Source organism: Streptomyces paludis (assembly GCF_003344965.1).
GTDB classification, from domain to species: domain Bacteria; phylum Actinomycetota; class Actinomycetes; order Streptomycetales; family Streptomycetaceae; genus Streptomyces; species Streptomyces paludis.
Genome location: NZ_CP031194.1, coordinates 1,414,180 through 1,426,703, shown reverse-complemented (window position 1 = coordinate 1,426,703; position 12,524 = coordinate 1,414,180). Strand labels below are relative to the sequence as shown.

The window sequence follows — 12,524 nt, the reverse complement described above, 5'->3', positions numbered from 1 at the left end:
CGGTCAAGCGTAATGGCCGCGGGACGCTCCGCGTTCGGCGCGGTCGGTCCGGCCGCGCGCGGGACCCGCCGAGGCCACCTGGATCCGTACCCCGTCCCGCGTTTCGAGGAAACGTCCCAGGGGGTCATCGGTCAGACAGATCCACGGGAACGAGGTCGCGTACGGCCCGGTCAGCCGGAACTGGTCCAGCGCCGCCGTCCACCGCCCCCGCTCCGCCAGGACGTACGCCAGCAGGTTCCGCACCTCGGCCGGGCACGGCACCCCCGCCGCGTATCCGGCCGACAGTTCGATCGCCAGATCGGCCGCCGCGTCGATCCGGTCGCCCTGGAGCGGGGTCGGGCCGCCGGTCCGGTTCTCCTCGCTCATCAGCAGCGTGAACGCGGCGCGCACCGGCAGCGCCCGGATCAGCGAGCCCGGCGGCGAGTCCGCCGCCGCGCGCTCCGCGAAGTCGAAGCACTCGCGGTGCGAGCCGTACCAGTGGGCCGACAGGTACTGGAGCGCCGAGACATGGCAGCCGTAGTGGTGCGAGGAGCGCGCCACCGCCTGCTCCCACAGCGTCTCGAACGCGGTGTGCGGGGCGTGGGTGCCCCGCGCGTGGTCGAGCGCCACCCGCCACGGCACCGGGTCGCGCGGGTCGCCGGCCGCCGCGGCGTCGATCAGCGGGGCCGTCTCGCGCAGCAGCTCGGCGCGGGCCGGTGACTCCCAGGCGCGGCGTACGGCCAGCTCCGCGCGGACGAGCCGCGCGTCCGGATCGCGCGGCGCGGCCCGCAGCCAGGCGGCCAGCCAGTCGTCCCGGTTCTTGGCGAACACGGCCAGCCGGATGACATAGCGGTCGCGGTTCTCCCACTCCGCCGCGTCCCGGGTGGCCGCCAGCAGCTTCGCGGCGTGCTCGTACTCGCCGTGCGCGGCGGAGACGAGCACGGGCGCGAGAAGGTCGTCGGGCACGTCGAGCAGGACCTCGCGGTCCGGCGGCAGCCCGGCGGGCGGCGGCGGGGTGTGCCGGACCATGCACGCGCTGCTGATCAGTGTGCGGAGAAATGACATGGTGTGGACCATTGAAGGCGGGGCCGGAAGGCGGCGCCAGGGAGGGGAAGTGAAGCTTTCGTATCGAAAGCGGGTGGATTGGGGTGAGGCGCCGGGGCGGGGTGCCGGGGCCGCTCCTCGGCGCTTCTCAGCCCCGGCGCAGCAGCCGTGTCGCTCCCGTCGCCACCGTCGTCGCCAGGATCCAGCCCAGCACCGTCAGCGCCGCCGCCGTCCACTGCCAGCCGCCCGACACCAGCCAGTAGCCGTCCTGGCCGAAGTCGATCACCGGGATCAGCAGATCCAGCGAGTACAGCGCGGGATTCCACGCCGGGTGTTCGTCCGGCCGCAGGGCCGGGGGCGCGTTGTGGGCGAAGGTCAGTGTGCTGGCGCCCCACAGGACGGCCATCCACAGCGCGGCCCGGCCCGGCCGGTAGCCGTACGCCACCGTCCAGTCCTGGAGGAAGCCCCAGAGCTTCCCGGCCAGCGGCAGTGTCTCCCGGCGTCTGCGGTGCTTGGCGAGCAGCACCTCGCGGGCGTCCGCGTCCTCGCCGGTGTGGCGCAGCACCTGCGCGAGGCGCTCGTACGGCTCGGGGGAGTACTCGGGGGTCGCCGCCGCCAGCCACTCCAGCCGGCGGATCAGCGGGAAGTGGCCGAACGGGACCAGGTTCTCGTACGCGAATCCGCTCATGCCCAGCCCGCCGGGGCCCGGCCAGCTCGTCGACATGTCCACCAGGGTGACGATCCGCGCACCGCTCAGCACGACCCGGCCCTCCTCGATGTGGTCGCAGGTGAACCGGAGTTCGGGGGTGGTGATCCGGCGCAGCGACAGCTCCTCCGAGGGCGTCATGAAGAACCGCGCCTGGTCCACGTCGACCGCGTCCCCGAACCGGCCGTCGTCCAGCCGGACCCCGCCCCGGCACTCGAAGCGCTGGAGCCGGTCGCCGAGCAGCGGGCCGGCGCCGATGCCGTGCGGGGGTGTGATGCCGGGGCCGCCGGTCTCGTCGTTCACCCACACGCCCGTCAGATGGAGCGAGCGCTCCACCGTGAGCTGCGGGGCGTTCAGCGCGCGCTTCTCCTCCGCCGCGCGCAGCCGGCTGCCGCGCAGGCTGAACGAGACACCGACCTTTGCGCCACGCAGGCTGACCTCGCCGTACGTCTCGATCCGGTCGGCCTGGAGATCCTGCCCGACGACCATCCCGTCGGCGGTGATCGCCCGGCCGAGCCGGTCGGGCCGTACGTTGATCTCGCTGATCAGCAGATCCGTGCCGATCCGCGCGTCGGTCAGCCGGATGCCCCGCTCGACCCGGCAGCGGGGCAGATGCAGATCGCCCTCGGTGTGCAGCCGGGCCGCCTCCAGCCGGGGGATCGCGCAGCGCACCATGCGCAGGGTGGTGAAGTGTGACTCGGGCAGCACCACCTCGTTCTCGAACCGGCAGTTGATCAGCTCCACATACGGCGCGACCGTGCCGCCCGCGAGGTTGAGCGTGCCGGTGATCTGGACGCCGCGCAGCTTGAGCGCCGCGACCCGGCCGGGCAGCGCGGCGGGGCCGCTCAGCAGCAGCAGGGCGGCCACCCGCGCGCGCACGCTGCGGTCCGTGCCCCAGGAGCGCGGCGCGAAGGGATCGTCGAGCAGGGGGTCCGACGTGCTCAGGTCGTACGTACTGCCGTTGCGGAACGACTGCCACATGCCGAGTTCCGCCGCGCTGAGCCAGTCGGGAGATTCGTCGTACTGCGGCTCGGTCACTGCCGCGCCTCCGCTTCCCCGTGTGCGTACAGATGGTCCGAACAACTGATGACAGCCGGTCCGTACAACTGAGGGCAGTTGTTCCGTACACACGTTGTGCCCGCTGAGTGACGCCCTGAACGCGTGGAGTGACGGGTGTTCGCGCGCGTTCGTGTGTATCAGCCAGTGATACGCCGTCCGGCCGCCCGGCCCGGTCTGCGAGAATTGACCCCGTGATCTCACGAATCGATCTGCGCGGCGAGGCCCTCCCCGAGGGCCGCGCCCTGCGTGACCTGCTGCCCCGAGCCGAGTTCGACGTCGAAGCCGCCCTGGAGAAGGTCCGGCCGCTCTGCGAGGACGTCCATCATCGGGGTACGGCGGCGCTGATCGAGTCGGCCGAGAAGTTCGACGGTGTGACCCTGGAGCGGATCCGCGTCCCGGTACCCGCCCTCGCGGCGGCCCTGGACGCGCTCGACCCCGACGTACGGGCCGCGCTGGAGGAGTCGATCCGGCGCGCCCGGCTCGTGCACCGCGCCCAGCGCCGGAGCGAGCACACCACCCGGGTCGTGCCCGGCGGCACGGTCACCGAGAAGTGGGTGCCGGTCGAGCGGGTGGGGCTGTACGCGCCCGGCGGCCGGTCCGTCTACCCGTCCTCCGTGATCATGAACGTGGTGCCGGCGCAGGAGGCGGGCGTCGAGTCGATCGCCCTGGCCTCGCCCGCGCAGCGGGAGTTCGACGGACTGCCGCACCCCACGATCCTGGCCGCCTGCGCGCTGCTCGGGATCGACGAGGTGTACGCGGCGGGCGGCGCCTCCGCCGTCGCGATGTTCGCGTACGGCACGGAGGAGTGCCCGCCGGTGAACATGGTCACCGGCCCCGGCAACATCTGGGTCGCCGCCGCCAAGCGCTACTTCACCGGCCGCATCGGCATCGACGCCGAGGCCGGCCCCACCGAGATCGCCGTCCTCGCCGACGCCACCGCCGACCCGGTGCATGTCGCCGCCGACCTGATCAGCCAGGCCGAGCACGACCCGCTCGCCGCCGCCGTCCTCGTCACCGACTCGGTGGAGCTGGCCGACGCCGTCGACAAGGAGCTGGAGCCCCAGGTCGCGGCCACCAAGCACATCGAGGACCGGGTGCTCCCCGCCCTCGGCGGCCGGCAGTCCGCCGTCGTGCTGGTCGACTCCGTCGAGGACGGCCTGCGGGTCGTCAACGCCTACGGCGCCGAACACCTGGAGATCCAGACCGCCGACGCCGCCGCGCTCGCCACCCGCGTACGCAACGCGGGCGCCGTCTTCGTCGGCCCGTACGCCCCCGTCTCGCTCGGTGACTATTGCGCCGGTTCCAACCACGTCCTGCCGACCGGCGGTTGCGCCTGCCACTCCTCGGGGCTCTCCGTCCAGTCCTTCCTGCGCGGCATCCACATCGTCGACTACAGCGAGGAAGCGCTCGCGGAGGTCGCCCACCATGTGGTGACGCTCGCGGAGGCGGAGGACCTGCCCGCGCACGGCGCGGCGATCAAGGCAAGGTTTGCATGGAAGGTGCCCGGAAAGTGACGTTCGGAATCGACGATCTGCCCGTACGGGACGAGCTGCGCGGCAAGACCCCGTACGGCGCCCCCCAGCTGGACGTCCCCGTGCAGCTCAACACCAACGAGAACCCCTACCCGCTGCCCGAGGCGCTGGTCGAGCGCATCGCCGAGCGCGTCCGCGAGGCCGCCCGCGGGCTCAACCGGTACCCCGACCGGGACGCCGTGGAGCTGCGCACGGAGCTGGCCGCGTATCTGACGAAGACCGGTCACCACCCGGTCACCGCGTCCCACGTCTGGGCCGCCAACGGGTCCAACGAGGTCATCCAGCAGCTGCTCCAGACCTTCGGCGGCCCCGGCCGTACCGCCATCGGCTTCGAGCCGTCGTACTCGATGCACGGCCTCATCGCGCGCGGCACCGGCACCGGCTGGCTCTCCGGCCCGCGCAACGCCGACTTCACCATCGACGTCCCCGCCGCTGTCGCCGCCATCGCCGAACACCGGCCCGACGTCGTCTTCATCACCTCGCCCAACAACCCCACCGGCACCGCCGTCGGCGCCGAGGCCGTCCTCGCCCTGTACGAGGCCGCGCAGGCCGCGAAGCCCTCGCTGGTCGTCGTGGACGAGGCGTATGTCGAGTTCAGCCACCGGGAATCGCTGCTGCCGCTCATCGAGGGCCGGCCCCACCTGGTCGTCTCCCGCACCATGTCCAAGGCGTTCGGCGCCGCCGGGCTGCGCCTCGGCTATCTCGCCGCCCACCCCGCCGTGGTCGACGCCGTCCAGCTCGTACGGCTGCCGTACCACCTGTCCGCCGTCACCCAGGCCACCGCGCTCGCCGCGCTGGAGCACACCGATACGCTGCTCGGGTATGTCGAGACCCTCAAGGCCGAGCGGGACCGGCTGGTGACCGAGCTGCGCGCCCTGGACTTCGAGGTCACCGACTCGGACGCCAACTTCGTGCAGTTCGGCCGCTTCGAGGACTCCCACGCGGCATGGCGGCGGATCCTCGACCGGGGTGTCCTCATCCGTGACAACGGCGTACCGGGATGGCTGCGGGTCACCGCGGGCACCCCCGCCGAGAACGACACGTTCCTCGACGCGGTACGCGAACTGAAGAAGGAGAGCGGCGCATGAGCCGGATCGGCCGTGTGGAACGCAGTACGAAGGAAACGTCCGTCGTCGTCGAGATCGATCTCGACGGCACGGGGAAGGTCGACGTGTCGACCGGGGTCGGCTTCTACGACCACATGCTCGACCAGCTCGGCCGGCACGGGCTGTTCGACCTCACGGTGAAGACCGAGGGCGACCTCCACATCGACTCGCACCACACCATCGAGGACACCGCCCTCGCCCTCGGCGCCGCCTTCAAGCAGGCCCTCGGCGACAAGGTGGGCATCTACCGCTTCGGCAACTGCACCGTCCCGCTGGACGAGTCGCTCGCCCAGGTCACGGTGGACCTGTCGGGACGCCCGTACCTCGTGCACACCGAGCCCGAGAACATGGCGCCGATGATCGGCGAGTACGACACGACGATGACCCGGCACATCCTGGAGTCCTTCGTCGCCCAGGCCCAGATCGCCCTGCACGTCCACGTGCCGTACGGGCGCAACGCGCACCACATCGTGGAGTGCCAGTTCAAGGCGCTGGCGCGGGCGCTGCGCTACGCCTCCGAGCGGGACCCGCGGGCGGTAGGGATTCTTCCCTCTACGAAGGGCGCTCTGTGAGCGTCGCACGCGCGGCCGCCGGGCCGCGGATCGATCTGATGCCCGAGCCTCTGCGCCGCGTGGGCGGAGAAGCGAACGAGGAGACACAGTGACCGGGCTTTCCACCGTTCTGATCGTGGTGGGGCTCTTCCTCGCTGGCGGTGTGTACTCCTTCCACAAGCAGAAGCTGCCCACGGGGGTGATCGTGCTGCTGGGTCTCTGCTCCGCGCTCTGCCTGGTCGCCGGTGTGCTGCGCGTTCAAGGGATCTGGGAATGAGCGCCAAGAGCGTTGTTGTCTTCGACTACGGCTTCGGCAACGTCCGCTCGGCCGAGCGCGCCCTCGCCCGGGCCGGTGCCGAGGTGGAGATCACCCGCGACTTCGACCGGGCGATGAACGCCGACGGGCTGCTCGTGCCCGGCGTCGGTGCCTTCGCCGCCTGTATGAAGGGGCTGAAGGACGCGCGCGGTGAGTGGATCATCGGGCGCCGACTGGCCGGCGGCCGGCCGGTGATGGGAATCTGCGTCGGCATGCAGATCCTCTTCGAGCGCGGCATCGAGCACGGGGTGGAGACGGAAGGGCTCGACGAGTGGCCCGGTACGGTCGAGCCGCTCGACGCCCCGATCATTCCCCACATGGGCTGGAACACCGTCGAGGCGCCCGGGAACAGCGAGCTGTTCGCCGGACTCGACGCCGGCGCCCGCTTCTACTTCGTGCACTCCTACGCCGTGCGGAAGTGGGACCTGGAGGTCACCAACCCCAAGATCCGCGCCCCCAGGGTCACCTGGGCCACCCACGGCGAGCCGTTCGTGGCCGCCGTGGAGAACGGCGCGCTGTGGGCCACCCAGTTCCACCCCGAGAAGTCCGGCGACGCCGGCGCCCAGCTGCTGACCAACTGGATCGGAACCCTCTGATGAAGCTTGAACTGCTGCCCGCCGTCGACGTCCGGGACGGCCAGGCCGTACGGCTCGTGCACGGCGAGTCCGGTTCGGAGACGTCGTACGGCTCCCCCCTCGAAGCCGCGCTCGCCTGGCAGCGCTCCGGCGCCGAGTGGCTGCACCTCGTCGACCTCGACGCCGCCTTCGGCACCGGCGACAACCGGCGGCTGATCGCCGAGGTCGCCGCCGCGATGGACATCAAGGTCGAGCTGTCCGGCGGTATCCGCGACGACGACACGCTCGCCGCCGCCCTCGCCACCGGCTGCACCCGCGTCAACCTCGGTACGGCCGCGCTGGAGACCCCCGAGTGGGTCGCCAAGATCATCGCGGAGCACGGCGACAAGATCGCCGTCGGTCTCGACGTCCGCGGCACGACCCTGCGCGGGCGCGGCTGGACCCGCGACGGCGGCGACCTCTACGAGACGCTGGCCCGGCTCGACTCCGAGGGCTGCGCGCGCTACGTCGTCACGGACATCGCCAAGGACGGCACCCTCCAGGGCCCCAACCTGGAACTCCTCCGCAACGTCTGCGCCGCCACCGACAAGCCCGTCGTCGCCTCCGGCGGGGTCTCCTCGCTGGACGACCTGCGCGCGATCTCCGCCCTGGTGCCCGAGGGCGTCGAGGGCGCCATCGTCGGCAAGGCGCTGTACGCGAAGGCGTTCACGCTCGAAGAGGCGCTGGCGGCGGTGGCCGGTGAGTGACGCGGTGGTACGGCGGATCTCGTCCGGCGGCCCCTGGGAAGAGGCCATCGGCTACTCCCGCGCGGTGGAACTGCCCAACGGCCTGGTCCTGGTGGCCGGCTGCACCTCGGTTGTCGACGGCCGGATCGCCGAGGGCGGACCGTACGAACAGGCCGTCACCGCGTTCGGTGTCGCCCTCAAGGCGCTCGGCGAGCTGGGGCTCGGCGCGGCGGACGTGGTCCGTACGCGCATGTACATCACGCATGTCCGCGACGCGGACGACGTGGGCCGCGCCCACAAGGAACTGTTCGACGAGGCCCGGCCGGCCGCCTCGATGATCGTCGTCTCCGGCTTCATCGACCCCAGCCTGGTGGTCGAGGTCGAGGTCGAGGCATACCGGGGAGGCTCCGTATGACGCTGGCCGTACGGGTCATCCCGTGCCTGGACGTGGACAACGGCCGCGTCGTGAAGGGCGTCAACTTCCAGAATCTGCGGGACGCCGGTGACCCCGTCGAGATGGCCAAGCTGTACGACGCGGAGGGCGCCGACGAGCTGACGTTCCTCGACATCACCGCCTCCTCCGGCAACCGCGAGACCACGTACGACGTGGTGCGGCGCACCGCCGAGCAGGTCTTCATCCCGCTGACCGTCGGCGGCGGGGTCCGTACCGCCGACGACGTGGACAAGCTGCTGCGGGCCGGTGCGGACAAGGTCGGTGTCAACACCGCCGCCATCGCCCGGCCCGAGCTGATCCGGGAGATCGCCGAGCGGTTCGGACGGCAGGTGCTGGTGCTCTCCGTCGACGCGCGGCGCAGGCCGGACGGCTCCTTCGAGGTCACCACGCACGGCGGCCGGCGGGGCACCGGCATCGACGCCGTCGAGTGGGCGCACGAGGCGGCGGAGCTGGGCGCGGGCGAGATCCTGCTCAACTCGATGGACGCCGACGGCACGGAGTACGGCTACGACACCGTGATGATCGAGATCGTGCGCAAGCATGTCTCCGTACCGCTGATCGCCTCCGGCGGCGCGGGCACCCTGGAGCACTTCCCCCAGGCGATCGACGCGGGCGCCGACGCCGTACTGGCCGCGTCCGTCTTCCACTTCGGGAAGCTGCGGATCTCGGACGTCAAGGGCGTGCTCGAAGTGACGGGGCATCCGGTGCGCTGAAAGTTGTCCGCGCGCCGTCAACTCCGGTGCGCCCTGGGACGCTTCCGCACCGGCCGTACCGGGGATATGGAGACTGCCAGTCATCTGGCGGTCGCCACCCCGGTGCACCCGTACGGCCTCCGGCGTGGCTCCGTCACGACCGAGAGGATCCCCCCATCGTGCAACGGCACTCCTCGCCGGCCGGCACCCCGGCCCCCCTCCGTACCCCCATGGTCCGCGGATTCTGGGCCGCCGCCCTCACCACCGGCGCTCTCTTCGCCGCGCTGATCCCCACCGCGCCGGCCGCCCAGGCCGCCGACAACCCGTACGAGCGCGGGCCCGCGCCGACCGTCGCCAGTATCGAGGCGGCCACCGGACCGTACGCCGTCTCCCAGCTCACGGTGGCGCGCGCGAGCGTCAGCGGGTTCGGCGGCGGCACCATCTACTACCCGACCAGCACCGCCGACGGCACCTTCGGCGCCGTGGCCATCTCCCCGGGCTTCACCGCCAGCCAGTCCAGCGTCGCCTGGTACGGGCCGCGCCTCGCCTCCCAGGGCTTTGTCGTCATCACCATCGACACCACCACCATTCTCGACGCGCCCGACAGCCGGGGGCGTCAACTCCTCGCCGCGCTCGACTATCTGACGGGGAGTTCGGCCGTGCGCGGCCGGATCGACAGCGCGCGGCTCGGGGTCATGGGCCACTCGATGGGCGGCGGCGGCAGCCTGGAGGCCGCCAGGAGCCGCACCTCGCTGAAGGCGGCCATCCCGCTGACCGGCTGGAACCTCACCAAGAACTGGTCCGCGGTCCGTACCCCCACCCTGGTGGTCGGGGCCGACGGTGACACCACCGCGCCCGTCGCCTCACACTCCGAACCGTTCTACGAGTCCCTGCCCGGCACCCTCGACAAGGCGTATCTGGAGCTGAAGGGCGCTGTCCACAACACACCGACCAGCGCGAACACCACCATCGCGAAGTACAGCGTCTCCTGGCTGAAGCGGTTCATCGACGGGGACACCCGCTACGAGCAGTTCCTCTGCCCGCTGCCCCAGCCGAGCACCGTGATCGCGGAGTACCGGGGCAACTGCCCGCACACCTCCTGACCGCCCCCCTGGACACCTTCGTGACCCGCTGAACGCGCGTCGCCGGTGGCGGACCCTCCGCCACCGGCGACGTACGACGTATCCGTCCCTCAGCCCCTTATGTGAGGCCCAGCTTCGCTTCCCGTACGGCCGTGACCGCGGCCTCGTCGCCCTCCAGCCGCACATCCGCCACCGCCTGCCGGCCGAACGCGAAGAGCAGCAGCTCGCTCGGCTCGCCGGTCACCGTCACCACCGGGGTGCCGCGGTGGGCGACCGCCGTCTGGCCGTCCGGACGGCGCAGCACCAGCCCCACCGGGGCCTTGCGGCCCATCACCCGGCCGCCCTTCTCCAGCCGCGCCCACAGGGTGTCCGCGAAGACCCGGTCCAGCTCGCGCGGCGTCCAGTCGGGCTGCGCCCGCCGGACGTCCTCGGCGTGGATGTAGAACTCGACCGTGTTGGCCGCCTCGTCCAGCTGCTTGATGCTGAACGGGGACATCTTCGGCGGGCCCGTACGGATCAGCTGGAGCAGTTCGTCGTACGGCTTCGCCACGAACTCGGCCTGCACCCGTTCCAGCCTGCTCCGCAGCGCGGGCACCAGGGTGCCGCCCGCCGCGTCGGGGCGGCGCTCGCGCACCACCACATGGGCCGCGAGATCCCGCGCCAGCCAGCCGTCGCAGAGCGTCGGCGCATCGGGACCCACCGCCTCCAACAGATCGGCGAGCAGGAGCCGTTCACGCTTCGCATGGGTCGACATGTGCTCCAGCGTACGGCGCCCGCACCGCGTCCGCCCAGTGGACCCCGGCCCGGGAGGCACCCCGGGCGCGGCACAATGTCCGTATGACCAGCATGACCGGTGGGCTCGACCCCGCCATCGCCGCCCGGCTCAAGCGCAGCGCCGACGGGCTGATCCCCGCCATCGCCCAGCAGTACGACACGGGCGAGGTACTGATGCTCGGCTGGATGGACGACGAGGCGCTGCACCGCACCCTGACCACCGGCCGCTGCACCTACTGGTCGCGCAGCCGCCGGGAGTACTGGGTCAAGGGCGACACCTCCGGCCATGTCCAGCACGTCAAGTCCGTCGCGCTGGACTGCGACGCCGACACGGTCCTCGTCCGGGTCGACCAGGTCGGCGCGGCCTGCCACACCGGCGCCCGTACCTGCTTCGACGCCGACGTCCTCCCGATCGCGCAGTAGGGTCAGCCGCCATGGATCTTGAGACCTTCCGCCGGCTGGCGGCCGACCGCCGTGTCATCCCCGTCGGCCGCCGACTCCTCGCGGACGGGGACACCCCGGTCGGCCTGTACCGCAAACTCGCCGCCGAACGCCCCGGCACCTTTCTGCTGGAGTCCGCCGAGAACGGCCGCTCCTGGTCCCGCTACTCCTTCGTCGGGGTACGGTCCGCCGCCACCCTGACCGAGCGCGACGGCCGGGCCCACTGGCTGGGCACCCCGCCCGTCGGCGTCCCCCTTGACGGCGACCCGCTGGCCGCCCTGCGCGCCACCGTGGAGGCCCTGCACACCCCGCACGACCTGGCCGGCGCCGAGGGCCTGCCGCCCTTCACCGGCGGCATGGTCGGCTACCTCGGGTACGACATCGTGCGGCGCCTGGAGAAGGTCGGCGACCACGCCCGGGACGACCTGGGCATCCCCGAGCTGACCATGCTGCTCACCTCGGACCTCGCCGTGCTCGACCACTGGGACGGCTCGGTCCTGCTGATCGCCAACGCGATCAACCACAACGATCTCGCCACCGGTGTGGACGAGGCGTACGCCGACGCCGTCGCCCGGCTCGACGCCATGGCCGCCGACCTCGACCGGCCGGTGCACTCCTCGCCCGCCGCGCTGCCCGAGTCCGAGCTGCCCGCGTACACCGCGCTGTGGGGCGGCGCCGCGTACCAGGACGCCGTCGAGGACATCAAGGAGCGGATCAGGGCGGGCGAGGCGTTCCAGGTCGTCCCCTCGCAGCGCTTCGAGACTCCCGTCAAGGCGAGCGCGCTGGATGTCTACCGGGTGCTGCGGGCCACCAACCCGTCCCCGTACATGTACCTCTTCCGCTTCGACGGCTTCGATGTCGTGGGCTCCAGCCCGGAGGCGCTCGTCAAGGTCGAGGACGGGCGCGCGATGGTGCACCCGATCGCCGGCACCCGGCACCGGGGCGCCACACCGCAGGAGGACCAGGCGCTCGCCGACGAACTCCTCGCGGACCCGAAGGAGCGCGCCGAGCACCTGATGCTGGTCGATCTCGGCCGCAACGACCTGGGGCGGGTCTGCGAACCGGGCAGTGTCGAGGTCGTGGACTTCATGTCCGTCGAGCGGTACTCGCATGTCATGCACATCGTGTCGACGGTGACGGGCAAGGTGGCGGAGGGCCGTACCGCCTTCGACGTGCTGACCGCCTGCTTCCCGGCGGGCACGCTCTCCGGGGCGCCCAAGCCGCGCGCCCTCCAGATCATCGACGAGCTGGAGCCGACCCGGCGCGGGCTGTACGGCGGCTGTGTCGGCTATCTCGACTTCGCCGGGGACTCGGACACGGCGATCGCCATCCGGACCGCGCTGCTGCGGGACGGGACGGCGTATGTGCAGGCGGGTGCCGGGGTCGTCGCGGACTCCGATCCGGTCTCCGAGGACACCGAGTGCCGGAACAAGGCGGCGGCGGTGCTGCGGGCGGTGCATACCGCGAACCGCCTCCACACCGGGTGAG

General features: G+C 71.9%; 14 protein-coding genes. 11 read left to right on the top strand and 3 right to left on the bottom strand.

Annotation, left to right across the window (positions count from 1 at the left end; all coding sequences use genetic code 11):
- Window positions 1–3: 3 nt before the first annotated feature.
- A complete protein-coding gene (locus tag DVK44_RS06195; protein WP_181957410.1) occupies window positions 4–1,056 on the bottom strand; it encodes a hypothetical protein in 1,053 nt (350 codons plus the stop codon).
- Between the two features lie 115 nt (window positions 1,057–1,171).
- Complete coding sequence (locus DVK44_RS06190; RefSeq protein ID WP_114658716.1) at window positions 1,172–2,767, bottom strand: oxidoreductase; 1,596 nt, start codon at window positions 2,765–2,767, stop codon at window positions 1,172–1,174.
- 212 nt (window positions 2,768–2,979) lie between these two features.
- On the opposite strand from DVK44_RS06190, the gene hisD reads away from it, so the two are divergent.
- The 9 genes from hisD (at window position 2,980) to bdeA (ending at window position 9,842) form a co-directional block, all read left to right on the top strand.
- Entirely contained in the window at window positions 2,980–4,302 is a 1,323-nt protein-coding gene (gene hisD, locus DVK44_RS06185) for a histidinol dehydrogenase (RefSeq protein ID WP_114658715.1), read from the top strand.
- Window positions 4,299–5,408: a histidinol-phosphate transaminase gene (locus DVK44_RS06180; protein ID WP_114658714.1), complete on the top strand. Its 1,110-nt coding sequence runs from the start codon at window positions 4,299–4,301 to the stop codon at window positions 5,406–5,408. Before hisD ends, DVK44_RS06180 begins: the two co-directional genes overlap by 4 nt.
- Window positions 5,405–5,998, top strand: a complete 594-nt coding sequence (hisB, locus tag DVK44_RS06175; protein ID WP_114658713.1) for an imidazoleglycerol-phosphate dehydratase HisB — start codon at window positions 5,405–5,407, stop codon at window positions 5,996–5,998. The genes DVK44_RS06180 and hisB overlap by 4 nt, the downstream gene beginning before the upstream one ends.
- A gap of 88 nt (window positions 5,999–6,086) precedes the next feature.
- Window positions 6,087–6,254, top strand: a complete 168-nt coding sequence (locus DVK44_RS36675; RefSeq protein WP_181957409.1) for a hypothetical protein — start codon at window positions 6,087–6,089, stop codon at window positions 6,252–6,254.
- Window positions 6,251–6,889: an imidazole glycerol phosphate synthase subunit HisH gene (hisH, locus tag DVK44_RS06170; RefSeq protein WP_114658712.1), complete on the top strand. Its 639-nt coding sequence runs from the start codon at window positions 6,251–6,253 to the stop codon at window positions 6,887–6,889. The genes DVK44_RS36675 and hisH overlap by 4 nt, the downstream gene beginning before the upstream one ends.
- Entirely contained in the window at window positions 6,886–7,614 is a 729-nt protein-coding gene (gene priA, locus DVK44_RS06165) for a bifunctional 1-(5-phosphoribosyl)-5-((5-phosphoribosylamino)methylideneamino)imidazole-4-carboxamide isomerase/phosphoribosylanthranilate isomerase PriA (protein ID WP_114664935.1), read from the top strand. Before hisH ends, priA begins: the two co-directional genes overlap by 4 nt.
- The gene (locus DVK44_RS06160) at window positions 7,607–8,008 is read left to right on the top strand and encodes a RidA family protein (RefSeq protein WP_114658711.1); all 402 of its coding nucleotides are present in this window, start codon (window positions 7,607–7,609) and stop codon (window positions 8,006–8,008) included. The genes priA and DVK44_RS06160 overlap by 8 nt, the downstream gene beginning before the upstream one ends.
- On the top strand, window positions 8,005–8,760 hold the full coding sequence (gene hisF / locus DVK44_RS06155) for an imidazole glycerol phosphate synthase subunit HisF (RefSeq protein ID WP_114658710.1): 756 nt from the start codon (window positions 8,005–8,007) through the stop codon (window positions 8,758–8,760). Before DVK44_RS06160 ends, hisF begins: the two co-directional genes overlap by 4 nt.
- Before the next feature lie 209 nt (window positions 8,761–8,969).
- On the top strand, window positions 8,970–9,842 hold the full coding sequence (gene bdeA / locus DVK44_RS06150) for a bis(hydroxyethyl) terephthalate hydrolase (protein WP_114664934.1): 873 nt from the start codon (window positions 8,970–8,972) through the stop codon (window positions 9,840–9,842).
- 97 nt (window positions 9,843–9,939) lie between these two features.
- Here bdeA and DVK44_RS06145 read toward each other — a convergent pair whose 3' ends face one another.
- On the bottom strand, window positions 9,940–10,575 hold the full coding sequence (locus DVK44_RS06145; RefSeq protein ID WP_114658709.1) for a TIGR03085 family metal-binding protein: 636 nt from the start codon (window positions 10,573–10,575) through the stop codon (window positions 9,940–9,942).
- 83 nt (window positions 10,576–10,658) lie between these two features.
- Here DVK44_RS06145 and hisI point away from each other — a divergent pair, with 83 nt between their 5' ends.
- Together hisI and DVK44_RS06135 are read left to right on the top strand one after the other, a co-directional pair.
- On the top strand, window positions 10,659–11,018 hold the full coding sequence (gene hisI, locus DVK44_RS06140; protein WP_114658708.1) for a phosphoribosyl-AMP cyclohydrolase: 360 nt from the start codon (window positions 10,659–10,661) through the stop codon (window positions 11,016–11,018).
- A gap of 11 nt (window positions 11,019–11,029) precedes the next feature.
- Complete coding sequence (locus DVK44_RS06135) at window positions 11,030–12,523, top strand: anthranilate synthase component I (RefSeq protein ID WP_114658707.1); 1,494 nt, start codon at window positions 11,030–11,032, stop codon at window positions 12,521–12,523.
- Window position 12,524 lies beyond the last annotated feature (1 nt).

Bases quoted from the DNA above. Each gene is read 5' to 3' on its own strand.
- DVK44_RS06195 (WP_181957410.1), bottom strand. From the start codon at position 1,056: ATGGTCCACACCATGTCATTTCTCCGCACACTGATCAGCAGCGCGTGC.
- hisB (WP_114658713.1), top strand. From the start codon at position 5,405: ATGAGCCGGATCGGCCGTGTGGAACGCAGTACGAAGGAAACGTCCGTC.
- hisH (WP_114658712.1), top strand. From the start codon at position 6,251: ATGAGCGCCAAGAGCGTTGTTGTCTTCGACTACGGCTTCGGCAACGTC.
- hisF (WP_114658710.1), top strand. From the start codon at position 8,005: ATGACGCTGGCCGTACGGGTCATCCCGTGCCTGGACGTGGACAACGGC.
- bdeA (WP_114664934.1), top strand. From the start codon at position 8,970: ATGGTCCGCGGATTCTGGGCCGCCGCCCTCACCACCGGCGCTCTCTTC.
- DVK44_RS06145 (WP_114658709.1), bottom strand. From the start codon at position 10,575: ATGTCGACCCATGCGAAGCGTGAACGGCTCCTGCTCGCCGATCTGTTG.
- hisI (WP_114658708.1), top strand. From the start codon at position 10,659: ATGACCAGCATGACCGGTGGGCTCGACCCCGCCATCGCCGCCCGGCTC.
- DVK44_RS06135 (WP_114658707.1), top strand. From the start codon at position 11,030: ATGGATCTTGAGACCTTCCGCCGGCTGGCGGCCGACCGCCGTGTCATC.